The sequence below is a fragment of the Pseudomonas matsuisoli genome (genome assembly GCF_014647635.1).
Taxonomy (GTDB): Bacteria; Pseudomonadota; Gammaproteobacteria; order Pseudomonadales; family Pseudomonadaceae; genus Pseudomonas_P; species Pseudomonas_P matsuisoli.
Genome location: NZ_BMPO01000002.1, coordinates 583,394 through 602,885, shown reverse-complemented (window position 1 = coordinate 602,885; position 19,492 = coordinate 583,394). Strand labels below are relative to the sequence as shown.

At 59.3% G+C, this 19,492-nt stretch carries 21 protein-coding genes; 9 read left to right on the top strand and 12 right to left on the bottom strand.

From position 1 onward, the window contains the following. The first annotated feature begins 33 nt into the window (after positions 1–33). From araG to IEY47_RS06065, 3 genes are read left to right on the top strand one after another with little or no spacing between them, the layout of a single operon-like run. The gene (araG, locus tag IEY47_RS06075; RefSeq protein ID WP_188982254.1) at positions 34–1,548 is read left to right on the top strand and encodes an L-arabinose ABC transporter ATP-binding protein AraG; all 1,515 of its coding nucleotides are present in this window, start codon (positions 34–36) and stop codon (positions 1,546–1,548) included. Positions 1,549–1,578: 30 nt separating this feature from the next. After that, the gene (araH, locus tag IEY47_RS06070) at positions 1,579–2,550 is read left to right on the top strand and encodes an L-arabinose ABC transporter permease AraH (RefSeq protein WP_188982253.1); all 972 of its coding nucleotides are present in this window, start codon (positions 1,579–1,581) and stop codon (positions 2,548–2,550) included. 13 nt (positions 2,551–2,563) lie between these two features. Beyond that, the gene (locus tag IEY47_RS06065; protein WP_229779251.1) at positions 2,564–3,742 is read left to right on the top strand and encodes an aldose epimerase family protein; all 1,179 of its coding nucleotides are present in this window, start codon (positions 2,564–2,566) and stop codon (positions 3,740–3,742) included. A 33-nt stretch (positions 3,743–3,775) separates the two neighbouring features. Here IEY47_RS06065 and IEY47_RS06060 read toward each other — a convergent pair whose 3' ends face one another. The 4 genes from IEY47_RS06060 to ampC all read right to left on the bottom strand — a co-directional run bounded on the left by IEY47_RS06060 (position 3,776) and on the right by ampC (position 6,988). Then, positions 3,776–4,495, bottom strand: coding sequence for an anti-sigma factor (locus tag IEY47_RS06060; protein ID WP_188982252.1), 720 nt, complete (start codon positions 4,493–4,495; stop codon positions 3,776–3,778). Beyond that, positions 4,492–5,052, bottom strand: coding sequence for a sigma-70 family RNA polymerase sigma factor (locus tag IEY47_RS06055; RefSeq protein ID WP_229779250.1), 561 nt, complete (start codon positions 5,050–5,052; stop codon positions 4,492–4,494). The genes IEY47_RS06060 and IEY47_RS06055 overlap by 4 nt, the downstream gene beginning before the upstream one ends. A 112-nt stretch (positions 5,053–5,164) precedes the next feature. Next, the gene (locus IEY47_RS06050) at positions 5,165–5,695 is read right to left on the bottom strand and encodes a DUF3455 domain-containing protein (protein ID WP_188982250.1); all 531 of its coding nucleotides are present in this window, start codon (positions 5,693–5,695) and stop codon (positions 5,165–5,167) included. A gap of 156 nt (positions 5,696–5,851) precedes the next feature. Then, complete coding sequence (gene ampC, locus IEY47_RS06045) at positions 5,852–6,988, bottom strand: class C beta-lactamase (protein ID WP_188982249.1); 1,137 nt, start codon at positions 6,986–6,988, stop codon at positions 5,852–5,854. 233 nt (positions 6,989–7,221) lie between these two features. Here ampC and IEY47_RS06040 point away from each other — a divergent pair, with 233 nt between their 5' ends. Then, on the top strand, positions 7,222–7,599 hold the full coding sequence (locus tag IEY47_RS06040) for a DUF1090 domain-containing protein (RefSeq protein ID WP_188982248.1): 378 nt from the start codon (positions 7,222–7,224) through the stop codon (positions 7,597–7,599). A gap of 111 nt (positions 7,600–7,710) precedes the next feature. After that, positions 7,711–8,019: an alpha-hydroxy-acid oxidizing protein gene (locus IEY47_RS20740; RefSeq protein WP_188982247.1), complete on the top strand. Its 309-nt coding sequence runs from the start codon at positions 7,711–7,713 to the stop codon at positions 8,017–8,019. Here the strand turns inward: IEY47_RS20740 and IEY47_RS06030 are convergent. The 3 genes from IEY47_RS06030 to IEY47_RS06020 form a co-directional block, all read right to left on the bottom strand. Beyond that, positions 8,016–8,987, bottom strand: a complete 972-nt coding sequence (locus IEY47_RS06030; protein ID WP_188982246.1) for an amidohydrolase family protein — start codon at positions 8,985–8,987, stop codon at positions 8,016–8,018. The genes IEY47_RS20740 and IEY47_RS06030 overlap by 4 nt on opposite strands. 67 nt (positions 8,988–9,054) lie before the next feature. Further along, positions 9,055–10,266, bottom strand: coding sequence for a CaiB/BaiF CoA transferase family protein (locus IEY47_RS06025; RefSeq protein ID WP_188982245.1), 1,212 nt, complete (start codon positions 10,264–10,266; stop codon positions 9,055–9,057). 131 nt (positions 10,267–10,397) lie between these two features. Continuing rightward, positions 10,398–11,273, bottom strand: a complete 876-nt coding sequence (locus IEY47_RS06020) for a LysR family transcriptional regulator (RefSeq protein WP_188982244.1) — start codon at positions 11,271–11,273, stop codon at positions 10,398–10,400. Between IEY47_RS06020 and IEY47_RS06015 the strand changes: the two genes are divergently transcribed. Both IEY47_RS06015 and IEY47_RS06010 read left to right on the top strand, forming a co-directional pair. Next, positions 11,241–12,308 carry an HpcH/HpaI aldolase/citrate lyase family protein gene (locus IEY47_RS06015; RefSeq protein ID WP_229779245.1) on the top strand — a complete coding sequence of 356 codons (1,068 nt, stop codon included), beginning with the start codon at positions 11,241–11,243 and terminating at the stop codon, positions 12,306–12,308. The two genes, IEY47_RS06020 and IEY47_RS06015, sit on opposite strands and share 33 nt — an antisense overlap. A gap of 54 nt (positions 12,309–12,362) precedes the next feature. Next, positions 12,363–13,727 carry a 2-hydroxycarboxylate transporter family protein gene (locus IEY47_RS06010; RefSeq protein WP_188982243.1) on the top strand — a complete coding sequence of 455 codons (1,365 nt, stop codon included), beginning with the start codon at positions 12,363–12,365 and terminating at the stop codon, positions 13,725–13,727. Positions 13,728–13,766: 39 nt separating this feature from the next. On the opposite strand, the gene IEY47_RS06005 is transcribed toward IEY47_RS06010, so the two are convergent. Further along, the gene (locus IEY47_RS06005; RefSeq protein WP_188982242.1) at positions 13,767–14,387 is read right to left on the bottom strand and encodes an FMN-dependent NADH-azoreductase; all 621 of its coding nucleotides are present in this window, start codon (positions 14,385–14,387) and stop codon (positions 13,767–13,769) included. Beyond that, positions 14,380–14,838: a GNAT family N-acetyltransferase gene (locus IEY47_RS06000; RefSeq protein ID WP_188982241.1), complete on the bottom strand. Its 459-nt coding sequence runs from the start codon at positions 14,836–14,838 to the stop codon at positions 14,380–14,382. The genes IEY47_RS06005 and IEY47_RS06000 overlap by 8 nt, the downstream gene beginning before the upstream one ends. 185 nt (positions 14,839–15,023) lie before the next feature. Here IEY47_RS06000 and pdxR point away from each other — a divergent pair, with 185 nt between their 5' ends. After that, complete coding sequence (gene pdxR, locus IEY47_RS05995; RefSeq protein ID WP_188982240.1) at positions 15,024–16,430, top strand: MocR-like pyridoxine biosynthesis transcription factor PdxR; 1,407 nt, start codon at positions 15,024–15,026, stop codon at positions 16,428–16,430. Between the two features lie 21 nt (positions 16,431–16,451). Here pdxR and IEY47_RS05990 read toward each other — a convergent pair whose 3' ends face one another. Next, positions 16,452–16,931, bottom strand: a complete 480-nt coding sequence (locus tag IEY47_RS05990) for a carboxymuconolactone decarboxylase family protein (RefSeq protein ID WP_188982239.1) — start codon at positions 16,929–16,931, stop codon at positions 16,452–16,454. Between the two features lie 107 nt (positions 16,932–17,038). Beyond that, a complete protein-coding gene (locus IEY47_RS05985; protein ID WP_188982238.1) occupies positions 17,039–18,010 on the bottom strand; it encodes an aromatic alcohol reductase in 972 nt (323 codons plus the stop codon). A gap of 77 nt (positions 18,011–18,087) precedes the next feature. On the opposite strand from IEY47_RS05985, the gene IEY47_RS05980 reads away from it, so the two are divergent. Next, complete coding sequence (locus tag IEY47_RS05980) at positions 18,088–18,516, top strand: winged helix-turn-helix transcriptional regulator (RefSeq protein ID WP_188982237.1); 429 nt, start codon at positions 18,088–18,090, stop codon at positions 18,514–18,516. A gap of 57 nt (positions 18,517–18,573) precedes the next feature. On the opposite strand, the gene IEY47_RS05975 is transcribed toward IEY47_RS05980, so the two are convergent. Beyond that, entirely contained in the window at positions 18,574–19,368 is a 795-nt protein-coding gene (locus IEY47_RS05975) for a WecB/TagA/CpsF family glycosyltransferase (RefSeq protein ID WP_229779243.1), read from the bottom strand. Positions 19,369–19,492: the final 124 nt, after the last annotated feature.

The following is a 19,492-nucleotide window of genomic DNA, read 5'->3' as shown; positions in this document are numbered from 1 at the left end:
CCTCGTGCCTGGCGCGAGGCTACGGAGATCATCATGGTGGAACGCAGTAAAGAGGGCGAGAGCCTTCGCTTCGAAGGCATAGGCAAGCAGTTCCCTGGCGTCCGGGCCTTGTCCGACATTTCCTTCGCGGTACAGCCAGGTAGTGTGCACGCGCTGATTGGCGAGAACGGTGCGGGCAAGTCGACCTTGCTCAAGATACTCGGCGGCGCCTATACGCCGAGCCATGGCCATTTGCAGATGGGTGAGCGCCCGCTGAGTTTTCGTTCGGCGGCCGACAGTATCGCCAGCGGGATCGCCGTCATTCACCAGGAATTGCACCTGGTTCCCGAGATGACGGTTGCGGAAAACCTGCTTCTGGGTCACATGCCATCGCGTTTTGGCATCGTCGACAAACGCGCCATGGCCAACCGTGCGCGCGAATTGCTCGCCGGGCTTGCGGGGGAAATTGCGCCGGAGACACGGCTTGGGAGCTTGTCGCTCGGCCAGCGTCAGCTCGTGGAGATTGCCAAGGCAATGTCGCGTAACGCCCACGTGATTGCCTTCGACGAGCCAACGAGCAGCTTGTCGGCCCGCGAGATCGATCGGCTCATGACGATCATCGCGCGTCTGCGCGATGAGGGGCATATCGTGCTGTACGTCTCGCACCGCATGGAGGAGATCTTCCGCATTTGCGACGCCATCACCGTGTTCAAGGATGGCCGCCACGTGCGTACCTTCGAGACGGTGGAGGGATTGACGCAAGATCAACTGGTGACCTGCATGGTTGGGCGCGATATCGAGGACATCTACAACTATCGCCCACGACCGATATGCGACGAGGTATTGCACGTCGATGGGCTGCTTGGTCCCGGATTGCAACTGCCGGTCAGCTTTACCCTGAAAGGAGGAGAGGTCCTTGGATTCTTCGGCCTGGTCGGCGCAGGGAGGACCGAGCTCATGCGCTTGCTCGCTGGCTTGGCGAAACGACGCGCCGGCGAGGTGCGCCTCGAAGGTCGCCCGCTAGCACTGAACTCACCGCGTGAAGCGATCGACGCCGGCATCCTGCTGTGCCCGGAGGATCGCAAGAAGGAAGGCATCGTGCCGACCGCCAGCGTGGCGGAAAACATCAATATTGCCGCTCGCCACCAACATGCGCGCCTGCGCTGCGTGCTCAGCAACCGGTGGGAGCGAGAGAACGCGGTGCAACGCATCCGCGAATTGAATGTGAAAACGCCCTCACCGGAGCAACAGATCCTCTATCTCTCGGGTGGCAACCAGCAGAAGGCCATCCTCGGCCGATGGTTGTCGGTACCCATGAAAGTGCTCCTGCTCGACGAACCGACGCGGGGGATCGATATCGGTGCCAAGGCTGAGATCTACCAGATCATTCACAGTCTGGCGGCCGATGGCATCGCGGTGATCGTGGTGTCGAGCGATCTCATGGAAGTGATCGGCATCTCCGATCGCATTCTGGTGATGAGTGAGGGCGCGTTGACCGGCGAAGTCCTTCACGACGAAGCCGACGAAAGCCGACTGCTGAACCTGGCCCTGCCGCGCAAGCGTGCGTGAATCCACAAGAACAATCGCATCGAGGTGCCTATGGCGACTCAACACACTGCGCTGAACGACACGCCCCGTCGACAATTGAACCTGCGCCGTTTCTTCAATGACTGGGCAATGCCGTTGGCGGCGCTGCTGATCTTTTTGCTATCGGCTGTTTTCATCGAAAACTTCCTCTCACCGCTCAACATGCGGGGGCTGGGCCTCGCTATCTCGACGGTGGGCATCGCGGCTTGCACGATGCTGTATTGCCTGGCATCCGGGCATTTTGACCTTTCTGTGGGTTCGGTCGTGGCGTGTTCCGGCGTAGTCGCGGCGGTGGTCATGCGCGATACAGGAAGCGTGCCGCTTGGCGTGGCGGCGGCTTTGGGCCTTGGGCTATGCGTAGGGCTGGTGAACGGGATCGTCATCGCCAAGCTGCGTATCAATGCATTGATTGCAACGCTGGCGACGATGCAGATCGTGCGCGGGGCGGGGTACATCTTTTCCAATGGCAAAGCGGTCGGGGTCATGCAGCCGGAGTTCTTCTACTTCGGTAACGGCATGCTGCTGGGCGTGCCGGTGCCGATCGTGATCACCGTGGTGTGCTTCGTCTTTTTTGGCTGGCTGCTGAATTACACGACGTTCGGTCGCAACACTATGGCCATTGGGGGTAACCAGGAAGCAGCGCTGCTGGCGGGCGTCCAGGTGGACCGTACCAAGATCATCATCTTCACCGTGCATGGCTTGGTTGCGGCGCTGGCGGGCGTGGTGTTGGCCTCGCGCATGACCTCCGGCCAGCCAATGATCGGGCAGGGTTTCGAGCTGACCGTTATTTCAGCCTGTGTGTTGGGTGGCGTTTCCCTAGCAGGCGGGGTGGGGATGATCCGCCATGTGATTGCGGGCGTGCTGATTCTCGCCATCATCGAAAATGCAATGAACCTCAAGAACATCGACACGTTTTACCAGTACGTCATCCGCGGCACGATCCTGCTGCTCGCGGTAATCATCGACCGTCTGAAGCAACGCTGAGCGGAGAATGATCATGAGTCGAACCAACAGTAAGGTACGCTGGCCACACTGCACGCTGGCGCTGTGCACATTGGGATGCGCATTGATGATGACGAGTTTTAGTGCCGCCGCGGATGGGCTTTCGGGCCAGCCCGGAACCTTCGACCGCACGCCCCAAGGTCAGGAAATCGGTCAGTACACCCTGCGCAACAGCCATGGTATGGAGGCGGTGGTCATTGCCTACGGCGCGACGTTGCAGGCACTGAAAGTGCCGGATCGCCAAGGCAAGATCGACGACATCGTGCTGGGTTTCGATGATCTGGCGGGTTATCAAGCAAACGGCACGGTTTACTTCGGCGCTACGATCGGTCGGTTCGGTAACCGCCTGGATGGCGGGACGTTTACGTTGGACGGCACGACCTATCAGGTGCCGAAGAACGACAAGTCGAATGCGCTGCATGGCGGTACTCAAGGGTTCGACAAGCGCATCTGGACGATCCGGCCGCACGAGGAGAACGGCTGGGTCGGCGTCGAACTGACCTACGTCTCGCCAGACGGGGAAATGGGCTTTCCCGGGACACTCACGACTCACGTCATCTACAGCCTTAACGATGACAACGAGCTGCGCATCCAGTACCGCGCCACGACCGACAAACCCACGGTGCTGAACCTCACCAACCACAGTTATTTCAACCTGGCTGGTGCAGGCAATGGCACCATTCTCGAACAAACCATGCGTATGGATGCATCCCATTACACGCCGGTTAAAGAGACGTTGATACCGACCGGGGAGCTGGCGCCGGTGGCGGGTACGCCTATGGATTTTCGTAAGGACACGCCCTTGGGCGCGCGCATCCGTGACAACCATCAGCAACTCGTACACGCCGAGCCGAAGCAACGCGGGTTCGACTTCAATTGGGTGCTCGACACCAAGGGCGACGCGAGCCGTGTGGCCGCCGAGGCACACGATCCGGCGTCCGGGCGCTTGCTACAGCTTTACACCACGGAGCCCGGTGTTCAGCTCTACACCGGTAATTTCCTCGATGGAAGCATCAAGGGCAAAGGCGGTAAGGCGTATCCGCACTGGGGTGCGTTCACACTGGAAACGCAGCATTATCCAGACGCGCCGAATCAGTCGAATTTCCCGAGCACCCGCCTTGACCCAGGCCAGACCTACACGCAAACGACGGTCTTCAAGCTTGGGATTCGATAAGAGCCGCCTGCTTTCTGCGGCGGCGAGACGCGTTTAAAGCATTCTCGCCGCGCGGCCAATGAACTGGATCGGACCCGTTGGTTTGCCGGTGGGCGAGCCCGTAGGCTGCTCCAACGTCAGTTCGAACAGCTGATTCGACTGCAAAGGTGGCAGGTCCTGGAGGCGAATCTTCAGCGGTTCGCCCGGTTCCACCAATCCCAAGGACACGGGTGCCTGCCAGTCATCCGCCTTGGTCCATAGCTGCAATGCCTTATCTGGAGGCACTTGGGTGATACCCAATGGAATCAGCTCGATTTCCTGGGACCGATGACTGGCCTGCACCACCCAACCGGGCGCCAGATCCTGCGGTGTCGCGAGAACGACCAGCCAGGTCGGGGAGGGGTCGGCAGGGGGCCTTAGGAACAACAGGATACCCAGCACCAAGGATGCGGCCATGCCCATCGCAGTAAAACTGCGCCAGAGCGGCAGGCTGTTCCAGCGACTCGGCCGAGGGCGCCGTTCAACGCGCACGGCATCTTGGTCCGACACCTCCATGGAGCGCTGAATGCGTTGCCATAGGCGCTCGGAAGGCGCCTGCGGCTCCACCAGTTCGGTCAGGTGCAGCAATCGTGCTTCCCAATAGTCCACGGCTTGTCGCAGCTCGGGCTCGAGGGGCAAACGACGTTCTAGCGCGACGCGCTCCGTCGCCGTCAGGGTGCCGAGCACGTATTCACCCGCGAGTTCATATAACGGCTCGTTCGATTCGATCGTCATCCGATACATTCCCGAAGGGCGGTGAGGCTGCGACGGATCCAGGCTTTTACCGTGCCCAATGGCGCGCCGATGCGCTGGGCAATTTCCTGATGCGAGTAACCATCGACATAAGCATGGAAGACGCAGTTGCGCCGTACCGGTTCCAATTGCTCGAGACAGGCTTCGACCCGGCCAGGATTGACACGCCAGTCGAACGTGTCGGTATACGCTTGCCAGCCCTCGGTGACGGCATGCTCGGTGTCATTCGCATGGCCTTCCTCGTGTTGAACGTAACGTGCGTCGTTACGTACGGCGTTGAGCGCCAGATGACGTGCGACGCTGAAAATCCAGCCCCGGGCCGATCCGCGCTCCGGGTCGTAAGTGCCTGCTTTTTTCCAGATACGGATAAAGGCGTCGTGCACGATGTCCTCGGCCAGTGCGATGTCTCGCACGATTCGCTGAACCACCCCGAGTAGGCGCGGCCCCTCTTGCACATAAAGACGTTGCAGCGCCGAGCGCTCACCTTGCGCGCATGCATGCAACGTCGCTTCATAGTCGAATACAGGAGGTTGCGACACGTGATCCGCCACTGTCTGATCAAGGAGACCCCAGCGCTCGGGCCGGGGCGTCCCTGGAGCATAGTGGTGATCGGCGCTCATATCGAGCCGCTTCTCACCCGGTGCATCACAGTTACTTCGCCGTCCAGAACAGATAATCCGCCTGGTAGTCGACGACCTCACGCGCGCCTTTGTTGGCTTCGGAGCAGGATTTAGCGGGTGCTACGCCTCCTTTGGTCGCCACGCGCTGGATGTACGTAACGCCGGTCATGGCGCCTTTGCCTTCCGCGGGATTGGCTTTGACCAACTGATACGGAATGTTGCCTGCGCCCGCAGGTGCCGTGGCAACCTGGGTTCCGGTCAGCTTCGAGCCGTCCTGGGATTCCCAAGTCGCGGGCGGGCCGTAATAGGTGCCCACCTGCTTGCCGTTGCGATCGTTGAGCGCCGCTTTCGGACCTTTGAACTCCCAGCCCATCTGTCCGGGCATGTCTGCCTTGGGGCCGCACTCGTAGGTGATCTGGCCGACGCCGACGGTTTCCATCGCAACCGTATTGCCGTCCGGTACGCGCACAGGTTCGGGCAACTCGTTTTGCGCGAATACGGTGGTGGAACAGCCCAGGGCCAGGGTCAGCGCAGTCAGGCAAAAGCTCTTTTTCGCATCCATCTTGTTATCTCCGGGTAGTAATCCGATTGGGCGGCAACAGTGCCGCTACTCGTACTACCCGCCAGATACAGGGTTGGATGCAGCGTATCGAAAAAAAATTTCCTAACATTCGGCAGCGAGATCAGAGCACGGATGATCGATGCACCGGACGCAGAACTATTGGCTCAGCAGCGATTCGATCAGCGTGTAGGTCGCTTTCACCCGTGCGTCGTTCGGATAGTTCCTGTTCGCCAGCACCACGATGCCGAGACCCTCGCTCGGAACCATGGCGACGTAACCACCAAAGCCATTCGTCGACCCTGTCTTGTTCAGGATCACGTCACGGGCCTTCGCCAAATGCGGATCGACCGGCGTCACGGGTTGTGGCTTCAAGATGAAGTCGGGCCCATTCCCGGCCACCACCGTCTCGACATCGATAGGCCACGGGTAGCGTTCCCAAACCATGGCTTGTGTGAATTCAGCTGTATTGAATTGCCCTAGCTGCGTTCGAGCCACCGCTTTTCGCAGTTCGTCAGGCGCGTTTCCCTGCCCGAGTTCAACGTCGAGGAATCTGAGCATGTCCCGTGCGTTCGATTTCACGCCATAGGCTTCAGCGTCCAGAACACCTGGGGTCACTCGGATAGGCTTATCTGTCTTTCGTTCGTAACCGAACGCATAGCCCTGCATCGCCTCTGGGGGTACGTCGACCCACGTGTTCTGCAAACCGAACGCAGGGAACAGCACCGTCTGCGCAGCCTGCTTGTAGGACAGACCCAGTGAGTCCGCAGCGAGATACCCCAGCAGACCGATGCTGATATTGGAATAACTCCGCGCGCCCGGCTGGGGAGGCACCCAGTCTTTCAACCAGTTCACCACGCCCGCGGTATCGCTGATGCCTTCGGGCACTTGCAGCGGCAACCCTCCCGAATGATGGGTTGCGAGGTCCAGCAAGGTGAGGTCATCACCGATCGTGCATGTGCTTGCGCAGACGTGTTTGGCCACCGAATCTTCGAGCCGCAACGCGCCGCGTTGCTCAGCTAACGCCGCCAAGGTGACGTTGAACAACTTGCTGATGGAGCCCAGCTCAAAAAGGGTGTCAGGTGTTACAGGGACGTGGTCTGCACGAGAGGCTTCTCCGACTACATAGAAGTCGTGCACGCCGTTGCGCGTCACGCCGACCACGAGTCCAGGAATATCGAACGCTTGGATCACCGGATCGAACGCTATACGCGCCTTCGACGAGACGTCTCCAGCCTTCGCTGTGCCAATGATCGTGAGAAACAGTAGAGCAGCGGTGAGATGTCGAACAGGCATTGTTTGCTTTTAACCTCGAACAGATAGGGCCTGCGGTGCCATGGTTGTTCCTGAAAGGCACTGATCCACGAGCGCTAACAGGGCCCTGATTATTTTTGGGGCGCGTTTCAAACCATTCGTGCAGTGTACGCCGGCCTAGTTCGCGGCGTTGCCTGAGCAGGAGCGCCCCACTGGTACCCGGTGCGCTTAGCTGACCTATGCTTAACCGAATCATTCATCTTGCGAGGTAATCCATGAAGGTTCTCTATTTTTGCGCGGTCCTGGCCCTATTCCCTAACGTGGTATTGGCCGCTGACAACCCTCGCTGCGCGCAGAAATCAGCCAGCCTTCAACATGAGATCGAAGCGGCCAGAGCCGCTGGTCATGATCGCAAGGCAGAGGGAATGGCAACGGCGCTAGCGAAGCTACAGGCCAATTGCACGGACGAAAAGCTCGTGAGAGAACGCCGTCAAGCGGTTGCAGAAGCACAAGCCAAAGTAAGCGAGCGGTCCGCCGAGCTGGAGGCGGAAAAAGCCGAGGGCGGGGGTGGCGAAAAAATCGCCAAGCGGCAAGCCAAGTTAGAGGAAGCCCAAGCCGAGTTGCGCGCCGCGGAGGCAGCGCTGGCGCATTGATGTTTATGGGCGCACCGTATCGGCGGCTTCTATCGAAATTGCCGGAACCTCGCACTGTTAGCTTCATCGCGAGCCCGTAGATGACAAGAAAAAACGCCTCTTCCGTATCTATTGCTCGAAGACTTCGAGGCCTGCGCGCGTAAGCAGTTACCCAGACCTTTATTTGGTTATGCCAGTGGGGCAACCGAGACCAACGCGACACCCGCCCAGAATCGTCGGAGTTTCGATGATTGGCGCTGGTTGCCGCGTGCGATGGTCAACGTTGCGAGGCGCTGCTTGAAACTGAGCAGCTCTTCTTTGATCGCCATTGGGGAGGTCGCGGCGACATGGTTTCGCCGCCGGTTTCCAATGCAAGACAGACGTGTTCATGGGGCAATTGCAGGCATGGCAATGGCTATGCGTGCCTGTCTTCGCGGCTAGAACTGATATAGGCGAGCGGGGTTGTCCACCAGTATTCCCTTACGCACCGCTTCGTCCGGCGCCCACGCCAACAATAGATCGAGTAGTTGGGCATCGTCTGGCTTTTCGGTCTTTTCGGTGACGTGAGGCCAATCGCTGCCCCATACCAAGCGCTCCGGGGCGACGTCGACCCATGCCTTGGCCACACGCGTGCTGTCGGCGTAGGCCGGCGGGCCTATTTCGGTATTGAGGTAGGCGCCAGCCAACTTCACCCATGCCTTGTCCCGCTCGATCAGCTTCGCGATCACCGCGAACGCGGGGTGAGCTGTGCCTTGGCTAGGCGGCAACCTGCCCATGTGATCGAACACGACCGGGGCGGGCAGTCGGCCGATAAGGGCTTGGTTATCAACGATCTGATCGCCCGACATGTGCAATTGCACGTGCCAGCCCAATTCGCTGATGCGTACGGCCAATGGCTCGATCATATCGATACTCGCCACGGCGTTGTCCGGGTTCCACACACTGAAACGAATGCCGCGGATACCGCCTGCGTGCAGGCGCTGCAATTCCGCGTCTGTGACGTCTGGGTGCAGTACCGCGATCCCCCGGCCCTGCGAGCCCAGCTGCTTCACTGCATCGAGCGTGCAGTCGTTGTTGGTGCCATAGACCTTGGGTTGAATGACTACTGTGCGAACGGTGCCGTTCCGTGCTTGCAGCTTACGGTAATCGTCAACAGTCATTCCGGCAGATATGGGGGCGTTAGCGTTTACGGCGGCAAACCGTGGGTCCGCGATATGAATGTGGGCGTCACAGGCGTTTGCGGGCACATTCATCCGGGGACGTTCGGTACCAGAGGAATTGGGAACCCGGTCGGCGTCGCCGGACTTCACTAGAACACCGCAGCCGTTCAGTAGCGTTCCTGCACCCAGCGCCAGTGAGGCGGAAGCGGTGCCAGCGAGAAACTGCCTGCGTGAGAATATTTTGTTCATGTTGTCGTTCTCGGGCGAAAGAAAAAAGCGTGCGACATCGGCGTGTTGTCGCGTATGCAGGTAACGGTCAGAGGAGGGCGCCTTGATCGCGCAGTCGTTGTATCTGCTCGGTCGAAAAGCCGTAGCTTTCCAGTACGGTCGAGGAGTCTTCGCCAAAGGCGGGGGCGCCAAACGGGTCAGGGCCAGGCGTCCGGCTGAACGATGCTGCACGGGTGAACCCGCGATAGCACCCAATGGTGCTGTGGGAAATATCCTCGATCATGTTCTCTTCCAGGCATTGCGGGAAATCGAACATGCTCTCGACCGGACGGGCAGCCGCGCAGGGCACCGATTCGCCAAAGATGTCTTCCCATTCCAACGCACTGTGTGCCTGCAACGCTTCATGCAACTGCGGAACGATCTCCTGATGATGGACCGCGCGTTTGCGTACCGAGTCGAAGCGCTCATCTTCGGCAAGCGGAAGAAGCCCCGTTTTTTCGCATAGGGCCTGCCAGAAGTGCGGTGTGTTGGCAGAGAGATACAAGTAACCGTCGCGCGTAGGATGGATACCCGTAATGCCTCCTGAGCGCATGTCGCGTTCGAGGTCGCGTGGTTCGCCCCCCGCCCAAACGAGCCGTGCTGACTGCATGGCCAGCGCACTTCTGAGCAAAGACACGCCAATCCGCTGCCCCTCTCCGGTGCGTTCACGCTCGTACAATGCAGAAGACACGCTGCCGGCAACCAACGACGCCGCGTAGTAATCGACCACGGAGCCGTAGAGCACTTCCGGTGGGCCATCGGCCTTGCCTTGGGCAACGCACATGCCCGACATGGTCTGTAGCACCTGGTCGTAACCCGCCTTGTCCTTCAGCGGCCCCGTTTCTCCGTAGCCGGTCACTGCGCAATAAATGAGCCTGGGATTGAGTGCCCGTAGATCCTCGTAGGCGATCCCCAGTCGGGCTGGGACACTGGGACGAAAGTTATGCACCAGTACGTCGGCCTCTCTGACCAGCTGCAAGAGCGCTTCACGGCCTGCCTGCTGCTTGAGATCCAGCGCAACGCCGAGCTTGCTGCGGTTGACGCCAATAAAGGCCCGGCTTTCGGCTTCGAGCGTTGAAGGGTATTTGCGCAGGTTATCGCCGGTCGGGGGTTCGATCTTGATGACCCGGGCCCCTTGGTCGGCCAATAAGGCACAACCGTAAGGGCCGGCGATATATGCGCTGAGGTCGAGCACCGTGATTCCTGACAATGGGCCTGAATTGCCATGGCGGGTAAGACGGCTATGGGAAAAGTCGCTCATCGGTTCTCCGAATTCTTCTTGTCGCTATCCGGACGGGTGCCGCTGGCACCGACCGGGATTCAACGATTTTCAGTGTCGGAGGGTGAGTTTTAAATAACGTAACGCTACATTCAGAATCCATAAAAAGTGGACTATCCGCGTTGGATTCTTTCAAACATTGCCTTGCAGAACACTTGGATCAACGGGGATTTCGCGGAATTGCGTCGCCATAGAAGGCCAATCGGGCGCTGAAGCCCCGGCGCGGGAAGAGGGATCTGCGCCAGCTCGTTCAAATTCGCGTGCAGCGGATTCCACTGTGGCACCAACGATACCCCTAGCCGGCCACGCACCATTGCAGCGATTGCGTCTAGCGCGTCGATTTCAAACCGTTGATTAGGCTGGATTCCTTCTTCGAGCATGTAGCGGTCGGCCAGCATTCCGCCCCAGGATCTGCGGTGATAACGAATGAACGGCTGGGTGGCAAGAAGCCTGTGCGGGTCCTGATCCTGCATGTCCTGTGGCGCGAGCACGACAAAGGGTTCGTCCCGCAACGAACGCCAGATCAGTTCCTTGGGCAGTTCGAAGCTCGGTTTCACAAGTATGGCGATGTCGATATCGCCCGCGAGGATCTTGCCGTATAGCTCAGTGGAAAATGCCGGCTCGAGCTGCGGTCGCAGATGCTCATAGGTACTGATCAAGGACGCCAGGGTATCCGGCACCAGGTAACCGAGCGCAGTGGTGATACATCCGATCCGCAAGTCTCCCGCGATCTCGTCCAGCGCGGCGATAGCACGAAGCTCCTGCGTCCGCTGGATTAACTCGCGGGCCGGCTCTAGAAGCGCGACGCCCGCTGGGGTGGCCTGCATGTTACGCCCCGTACGGGTCAGTAGCGACGCGCCGATCTCGTGCTCCAGAGCCTTGATGCGTTGCGCGACCGCGGTGGGGGTTAGGTTCAGGAGACGCGCCGCTGCGGCCGTGGAACCCAGCTGGGCAACGTGAAGAAAGCTTTCAAGATAACGAGTATCCATAGTCAAAAATTAATTAACTCTAAAGTAATAAATACTCACTTTAGCTTGTGGTTTTACTTTAGCAATATGAGCGCAATGCCCCGCGGCCTGCTGCGGAGGTTGCCAATAACAACGCAGAACGTATGTGCGCCATGGGCGCGGTGCCGTTCCTGCACCGCGAGGCCAGGTATGCGCAGTAAGCTTTTTGTTCCCGGATCACGTCCCGAACTGTTCGATAAAGCCATGAACTCCGCAGCGGACGGCGTCAGCTTCGACCTCGAAGACGCGGTCGCCCCTGAACGGAAGGCGCAGGCCAGATCGCAACTGGCGGATTACTTGTTCGGCCTAAAGCCCACGGCTAAAAAAATCGTGGTGCGCATCAATGAAATCAGCTCACGTTTCTACGCGGATGATCTGCAAGCTCTAGTCGGTTCGCAGATGCGGATCGTTAATCTTCCAAAAGTCGAAAGCCCTGAGCAGATCACCGAGTTGGTGAATGACCTTGAGCGGCTGGAAGGAAAACAAGGGCTGTCGTCACCCCTACACATTCTTGCGAATATCGAGTCGCCGTGCGGGTTACGTAGGGCATTCGATATCGCAGCCGCACATCCCAGGGTTATGGGATTGCAGCTGGGCTTCGCCGATTTGCTCGAGCCACTTGGCATCGATCGTTACGATGCCGGCACGGTGCGTCAGCTGCAATTGGCGTTGCGCCTTGCCGCAGGCGAAGCCGGGGTCGCTGCTTATGATACGGCCTACGCCCAAATCAAGGATCCTGAAGGCTTCGCAGGGGAAGCCGCCGCCGCAAGGCGCCTGGGTTTTGCGGGCAAGTCCTGCATACATCCGTCGCAAATCGAACTTGCCAATGCGGCCTTCCTGCCTTCTGCGGACGACATCACTCGTGCGCTCGCCATCCTTGAAGCTGAGGAAACAGCACAGGCATCGGGTGTGGGTGCGTACCAAATGGATGGCCAGATGATCGACGCGCCCTTCGTTCGGCGCGCGCGGGTGATCGTCGAGCAGGCGCGCCACGCAGGCCTGTTGAATCCTCTCTGATTCGCCCAGTGCTTCGCCGCATAGGCACACGTCAACAACAATAATGAGGTCGTCATGCAAAACGCCAAATCCATCGACAATACGGATGGCATCGTCTCCGCCGATCTTGCTCGACAGCCGCTTTTCTGGCGTCTTTTCGATATCAAGATCAGCTTTATTCCACTTCCCATCTACCTTCTTTTACTGGTGATGGTGGCGGGGCTGCTGGTCACGGACAAGTTGAAAACCGACCTTCCCATGATGGTCGCCGTCATCGGCCTGGGTGGCGCAACCTGCGCCGAAATCGGTAAGCGCTTACCGTTCTTCGGCAAGATCGGGGGCGCCGCCATCGTATCTGCATTTCTGCCTTCGTACCTGGTGAGCATTGGTTGGGTGCCGACCGCAATCATCGAGCCGATCACCGTATTCACCAAATCAAGCAATTTCATCTACTTGTTCGTTTCATCGGTGGTCGTTGGAAGCATCTTCACCATGGACCGTGATCTGATCATCAAGGGCTTCGCGAAGATATTCGTTCCCCTGCTGATCGGTTCGGTATTAGCGCTCGTGGCAGGCGTCGGCGTCGGTATGCTGTGTGGCATGGAGTTACGACAGGTTCTGTTCTTCGTCATCGTGCCGGTGATGGGTGGCGGGTTGGGCGAAGGTGCGATCCCGCTCTCCGTGGGCTATGGCGAAATCCTAGGCGTCGACTCCGGCAAGATCCTCGCCCAGCTGTTACCTGTCATTCTGCTCGGTAATCTTTGCGCGATCCTGGCGTGCGGCGCATTGGACCTGGTTGGTAAGCGATTTCCAAGCCTCACGGGAAACGGCCGGTTGCAGTTGGCGGAAAGCGTCGATGTTGCCCCCGCGAAGGAAAAGGAGAAGGAGCAATCATTCAGCGCTGAGACGGTGAACTATGTGATCGCTGCTGGCATGTGCGCCATCGCGCTGTACCTGACCGGCGTCATTCTGCATGCGCTATTCGGCTTGCCGGGCCCAGTGTGTATGTTGTTCATCGCTGTGTTGCTAAAGCTGCTCAAGGCGGTACCGACGACGCTGGAAGAGGGCGCTCGCGTACTATTCAAATTCTTCACCACCTGTGTGACGTACCCGCTGCTTTTCGCCAACTCGATTGCCGTGACCCATTGGAGCGAATTGACTGCCGCGCTGCACGTCGGCAATTTGCTCACGATCGCGACCGCGGTACTCGTGCTTGTCGCGACGGGGTTCGTGATGGCGCGGCGCATGGGCCTGTATCCCATTGAGGCGGGCATCGTGAATGGCTGCCACAGCGGCCTGGGGGGAACAGGGGATATCGCCATCCTGACAGCGGCTAATCGCATGCAGCTGTTGCCTTATGCGCAAATATCGACGCGGATCGGTGGCGCCATCACGGTAATGCTTGCACTGCTCATACTCGCGCGACTCGGCCCCGTTTGAGGCCTGACGCAATGGTCGCAGGCGCGCTGTTTGTTGCAATCACGCCAGCGCCCGGCCTGCGAATAGCGGCTCTAAGGTAAGACGCTGACGGGCCGCTTCGTATGCGGCCTTGATCGCGTCTTCGCCCGCGACCAGCCCTTCCAGATAGATGAACTGTACGTCGAACAAGCCGATCGTGCTCAGGACGTGCCGCATGTACGCGGTCAGAAAGTCCGGTTGACGCGCGCGGGGGCCGCGATGAGCGCCACCGGAGCTGACGATCACGTAGACGGGACGGTCGCCGAGCAGTCCGACCTTGCCGTTTGGTGTCGCGTCGAAGGTTCTGCCGATGCGGACGACGTGATCGATCCAAAGCTTGAGTGCTGCCGGTAGCGTGAAGTTGTGCATGGGTGTGGCGATCAGCATGGCGTCGCAGCGTTCGAGTTCGCGGATCAGTCGCTCCGAAGCGGCGAAGACCGGCGCTGCATCGGGCGTTCGGCGGGTGAGGGCGTCGGCGTACTCGTCGCTCAACGGTGCCAGGTCGGCTTCACTCAGGTCGCGCTGCGTCACGATCAGGCCGGGTTTGCGCTGGCGCACAATCTCGACCATTTCGTTCGCCAAGCAGTAACCAATCGATGTCTTCGGCCGTGGACTCGCGTTGATCAGTAAAAGCTCACGCATGGTGGGTACCTTCCTTCTGCAGGGGTTGAACGAAGTGCATGCCTTTAGCAAGCAGCCCTTCGCGATAATAGAACCGCTGCGCGAGTGGCATGTGCAGTCCCGTGTCGAGCACCAGGTGAGCGCATCCGGTGTTGGTCGCCTCGCGTCTGACAGCGTCCAACAACGCTGCGCCTATACCGTTTTGGCGTTGTGATTCGGCGACTACCAGATCATCCACATAGATGAACTGCCCGTAGAGCAGATTTTCCAGCGTACGAAAGCCGATCAGGCCGATCAGCTCAGTATCGAGCCATGCCCCCAATAGCTGGTAGCGCTGCAGAAATTGGCGGGCCATCTGGTCGGTAAAGGCTGTGCTGTCGACCAGATGTGGGCGCAGTGCTCGCATTAGTACGAATGCGTCGCGCAACTCGGGCGTTTCGGTCAGGTAGCGCAAATCTAGGGGCGTGGTCATTGTGGGGGCCTGCGGCGAAGGGGACCTCCACCTTAGGTCGGTCGAGGTGCTGACCCCAGGGCCAAGAACGCGAAGGATGCATGGGTCATCCACCGCGTCGAATGCATGCCTGATGGCGAGGGTTCAGCCGCACTCGGTGTCCGCGGCATGCGTTACTATCCGACGGCCAACGCCAGGAGGTCAGGATGCCCGCGCCGGAAATGCCGAATCGTGCGAACGCTACGCCCCTCTATCGCCAACTGTACGAGCGTTACCGGAATGCGATCTCCGCGGGCCAGCTAAAACCTGGCGATCGCGTGCCGTCGGTGCGGGCGTTGGCTGCCGAATTGAATTTGGCGCGCGGCACCGTAGAAGCGGCTTATCAGCTTCTCATCGGCGAAGGCTATCTGGATGCCCGAGGGCCGGCGGGGACGGTGGTGTGCCCGCGACTTTCGCCGCCCGCTCGCGTGCAAGCCACCGCGTCGGTTGCGCCGTCCGCCTATAGGGCGATGCACACGGGACGCGCCCCGTTGCCCTTGCAATTGGGCCTGCCGGCGCTCGATGTGTTTCCTCGGAAGACCTGGACGCGGCTCGCGAGCCGTACCGTCCAACAGGGCGGTCTCGAGGGCATGGTCTATCCGGATCCGCAAGGTGAAATCGCCTTGCGGACGGCAGTCGCACGCTACTTGGGCATTTCCCGTGGTATCAGCTGTTCACCCGAGCAAGTCTTTATCTGCGCAGGCTACCGGGCTTGCTTGGAACTCATTTCCCGCAGTGTGCTGAACGTCGGTGACCAGGGTTGGTTCGAGGACCCTGGCTACATTTTCGCCAGGCGATTCTTCGAGCAAACCGGTGCGGAGCTCATCCCTGTTCCGGTCGATGAACAGGGCCTTCAGGTCGCTGCCGGTATCGAGCGGGCACCTAATGCTCGGTTCGCGGTGGTCACACCATCGCACCAAAGCCCGCTGGGCGTATCCCTGTCTTTGCCGCGTCGGCAGGCACTGCTCGCGTGGGCGGAGGCGCGGAGTAGCTGGATCATCGAGGACGATTACGACAGTGAGTATCGGTATGTAGGACGACCGTTACCGGCCTTGAAGAGTCTCGATGTTCAGGGCCGCGTGCTCTATACCGGCACCTTCAGCAAAGTGCTGATACCCGGTCTACGTCTGGCTTATCTCGTGGTGCCGAAAGCGCAGGCCGCCCACTTTGCGCGGATGGCCGACGTGTTGCACAACCATTGCCCCCAATTGTTGCAGCGCACGACGGCAACGTTTATGGAAGAAGGGCATTTCGCGCGCCATTTGAAAAAGATGCGCAGTTTGTACGCCCACCGAAGGACGCTTTTCAGCGATGCGCTCGCTGCAACACTGGGAGGGCGGATAACGCTCGAATTGAGGGAGGGCGGTATGCACGTGCTCGCCCGTTTGACGCAGGGGCCGGACGACCGCGAGGTTGCGGCTCGCGCAGCAGAGGCAGGCCTGGCGCTACAGGCGCTATCCGACTGGTATCGGGGCAAGCCTGCACGCCAGGGGTTGTTGATGGCGTTTACCAATGTGCGGGATGCGGACGCTGCTGCGGAAATCGCTTCACGTGTTGCCGGGTTGCTGGACTAAATGCCTATCCCAAGCGGCCGCTCAATGAAGATCGGCCTTGTCGAGTCCGTAAAGCTTGTCCGCTGAACCCGGCACCGCCTGGAAGGCGACACTCAGTCGATTCCAGCCGTTGATTGAAATCACCATGAAGGACAGGTCTGACAATTCTGCGTCCGACAAATGTGCACGCACGTTGTTATAGGTTTCGTCCGACACCCCGTGAGCTGCAAGCCGCGTCAGTGCTTCCGTCCATTCCAGTGCGGCGCGCTCGCGGGGCGAAAACAACGTCGATTCGCGCCACACGGTGACATGGTGAAGGCGCAATTCCCGTTCCCCGTGAATCTTCGCCTCTTTCACGTGCATGTCCACGCAAAAGGCGCAGCCATTGATTTGTGAGGCCCGAAGGGTGACGAGGTGCCCTACCTCGGCGAGGAACGGCTTCCTGTTCAACAGTTGCGTGAGTTCGATGTATTTGCTGGCGGCATCCGGCGAAAGCGCGAAATAGTCGAGACGTTGGGACATGGCCTGATTTCCTTTAAGGGTAGAGTTGAATCGCATGGTGTACATGAACTCTAGCGTCGGCATGTCCCAAGCCCCAGGGCCAAAAAATGAGTGAGTGACTAGGCCATCTACGGGCGGCGGCTGCCCGATTGACCGCGCTTGCCGTGCTGGGCGGCAGACGGCGCGAGATGGCGTTCGATCCATTGCGCAACCGTGGTCACAGGGATGCCTCGCGTAGCATTGTAGGTGCGTTTTTTGTCCCAGGAGACGCCCTTGCCCTCGGCGAACACCGCCCGATACTTGCGCATCGTGTCGTCGGGGTTTGCTGCGAGATCGGCCCTGAGTGTCGCTAACGTCCATTCTTCCCGCCGCATGGGCGATCCCATTAGATGCTCCACGAGATCGGCAAGCTGTCCGTAGCTCAGCGTGTCGCCCGCGCAAAAGATGATTGGGTTTTCCGAAGGCGGTTCGGACGCTATTTGAGCGGTCAATCGGCCAATGTCTTCGGGCGTCGTCACCGTCACGGCGGTATCCCAGCTTCCCAGGGCGCGAACGACTCGATTGCGAAGATCGACGACCCCGAACGCCGGCTCGAACAAGAAGCTCGTGAACATCCCGGTGGAAACGATCTGCCACTGAATACGGGTTTGGCCTCTGAGTACGTCGCGCACGTCCAATTGCTCGTCGAACAGATTTTGCGGGCTGCCGCGACCGATGGCGTCGTAGTCCACGCCGAATTGCCAAGGGATGTAGCGTTTCAGGTCCGACTGTAAGACGGCGTGGGTAAGTTTGAGTTGCGTCCCCGCCCCGGATGCGAAGCCTAGGCAACTGATGAGCATGTCGAAGCCGCTGAACAGTTGCGCAAGCTTCGCCACCGAGTCGGCTTTGGTATCGACGTAGACGATCTCGACGCCCAAGGAGTCGATGGTTTCGACGGTCTGTTTTTTTCGCGCCGAGGGGGCCGTGTCATCGGTTCGCCTCAGCGCAACCGTTACGCGTAAATCCCTGTGATCGGCGAGGGCCTTGATGACGGCCATGCCGAGCTCGCCGGCACCGAGCACCAGTATCGAACGTGTTTGATGAGCGGGTAGGGCATGCATTGCGGTCTCCCTTGAATGATCTGCGTTGACGTTTTTATCGTGTCATCCTTGGCGTTCATTCTGAAGAAGGCACATTCGTGATACCGCATGAAACCCTAAGCGAAGATGAGATCATTCGCGTCTCGCAGGCCGTCTGTGACGCGCTCAGCGCGGATGATGATCACCTCAAACGTGAAGTGCTCACCCACGCCGGCAATCGCTGGTCGCTCGGTATCGTTCATGCGCTTGGCGTCGCCGGCACGCTTCGCCATGCCGAGCTGGCTCGGCGGCTGGACGGTGTCACCCAGCGCATGCTGACCCGCAGCCTGCGGCAGTTGGAGCGGGATGGGCTCGTTTCACGTATGGACTATCGAGAAGTGCCACCGCGCGTGGAGTACCGGCTAACCGCGCTGGGCAAGAGTTTCCTCGCGCGCATGGTGCCGCTATGGACCTGGCTCCTCGACAACTCTGAGGCGTTTCGTTCCGCTCGCAACCGGTTCGATACGGACCGCGAGATTGGCCATTGATACCCGGCATGCATGGCGTGCCCGATTACGCGTGGGAAGGTGCAGATCGAGACTCGCTCAATCGCTTCCATCATTCGTCCAGGCTTGATCCTTGGCCATCGCCCAATGGAATCGGTTTCGCAGGACGTAGAAGAAGAACAGTGGAATACCGAACACGTAGCGTGCGAACAAACGGCGTGGCTCCAGAAAAAGTCGAAATGCCCATTCCAGGCCACATTGCCGCAAAAGCTTAGGCGTGCGCGGGAAACGCTGCGCCGAAAGATCGATAATCGCGCCACCGCAAATGATGAGGCAGGGTATGTCTAGTCGCCGAGAAAGGTAGGCGGCCAAATGTTCCTGCCGCGGCATGCCCAGGGCAAGCACTAACACAGCCAGCGTACCGGGCTTGTGGTGACGCTTCACGAACTGAAGATATTCTTCGTCATCCAGAAATCCATGGACCGCCTGAAACGGCTGATCACCGTAGAGTCTTTGCGAACCTACGGTCAGCCAAGGGTCTTGCGTGCCTATGGAAAAGAACTGGCAGTTCCGGCCAGCATCGTCGCTCAAGTGGGCAATTAGCCTGGGAATCAGGTCGGTACCGTTGAGATTGGATTTAGGGTCGCAGCGGTTGATTCTGCATGCCAGCTTCAGCCCTATCCCGTCCCGAAGAAGGTATCGCATCTCGAGAAGGCTGCTGCGAAAGCACGGGTGCTTTTGTGCAAGGTTGTAGGCGTGTTGGTTGAGAAAACCTACAGTCGTCGGTGCGGAGACGGTGGATAGTTCTTCGAACAGCGGTACGATCTGTTCGCTGTCCAGCAGGCATAGGCGCTGAATCGAGGTGTCGACGGATTTTTCGTTTGAGATAGGCACAGCTGACCTTACATAGGTAAACACGAGCATCGATCCCGGTAGCCATGCGCGATGCAGGCTACAGTCGAATAGTCGTCCTTCCTTGTCAGGAACAGGTGTTCTGTGTTGTTTGCCCAGCGGCGGT

Excerpts from the sequence above, each read along its gene's own strand:
- IEY47_RS06040 (WP_188982248.1), top strand. The coding sequence starts at position 7,222 with ATGAAGGTTCTCTATTTTTGCGCGGTCCTGGCCCTATTCCCTAACGTG.
- IEY47_RS05985 (WP_188982238.1), bottom strand. The coding sequence starts at position 18,010 with ATGCATGCCCTACCCGCTCATCAAACACGTTCGATACTGGTGCTCGGT.
- IEY47_RS06030 (WP_188982246.1), bottom strand. The coding sequence starts at position 8,987 with ATGAACAAAATATTCTCACGCAGGCAGTTTCTCGCTGGCACCGCTTCC.
- araG (WP_188982254.1), top strand. The coding sequence starts at position 34 with ATGGTGGAACGCAGTAAAGAGGGCGAGAGCCTTCGCTTCGAAGGCATA.
- IEY47_RS06020 (WP_188982244.1), bottom strand. The coding sequence starts at position 11,273 with ATGGATACTCGTTATCTTGAAAGCTTTCTTCACGTTGCCCAGCTGGGT.
- IEY47_RS06010 (WP_188982243.1), top strand. The coding sequence starts at position 12,363 with ATGCAAAACGCCAAATCCATCGACAATACGGATGGCATCGTCTCCGCC.
- IEY47_RS06005 (WP_188982242.1), bottom strand. The coding sequence starts at position 14,387 with ATGCGTGAGCTTTTACTGATCAACGCGAGTCCACGGCCGAAGACATCG.
- IEY47_RS06065 (WP_229779251.1), top strand. The coding sequence starts at position 2,564 with ATGAGTCGAACCAACAGTAAGGTACGCTGGCCACACTGCACGCTGGCG.
- IEY47_RS06060 (WP_188982252.1), bottom strand. The coding sequence starts at position 4,495 with ATGACGATCGAATCGAACGAGCCGTTATATGAACTCGCGGGTGAATAC.
- IEY47_RS05990 (WP_188982239.1), bottom strand. The coding sequence starts at position 16,931 with ATGTCCCAACGTCTCGACTATTTCGCGCTTTCGCCGGATGCCGCCAGC.
- IEY47_RS06050 (WP_188982250.1), bottom strand. The coding sequence starts at position 5,695 with ATGGATGCGAAAAAGAGCTTTTGCCTGACTGCGCTGACCCTGGCCCTG.
- ampC (WP_188982249.1), bottom strand. The coding sequence starts at position 6,988 with ATGCCTGTTCGACATCTCACCGCTGCTCTACTGTTTCTCACGATCATT.
- pdxR (WP_188982240.1), top strand. The coding sequence starts at position 15,024 with ATGCCCGCGCCGGAAATGCCGAATCGTGCGAACGCTACGCCCCTCTAT.
- IEY47_RS06000 (WP_188982241.1), bottom strand. The coding sequence starts at position 14,838 with ATGACCACGCCCCTAGATTTGCGCTACCTGACCGAAACGCCCGAGTTG.
- IEY47_RS06025 (WP_188982245.1), bottom strand. The coding sequence starts at position 10,266 with ATGAGCGACTTTTCCCATAGCCGTCTTACCCGCCATGGCAATTCAGGC.
- araH (WP_188982253.1), top strand. The coding sequence starts at position 1,579 with ATGGCGACTCAACACACTGCGCTGAACGACACGCCCCGTCGACAATTG.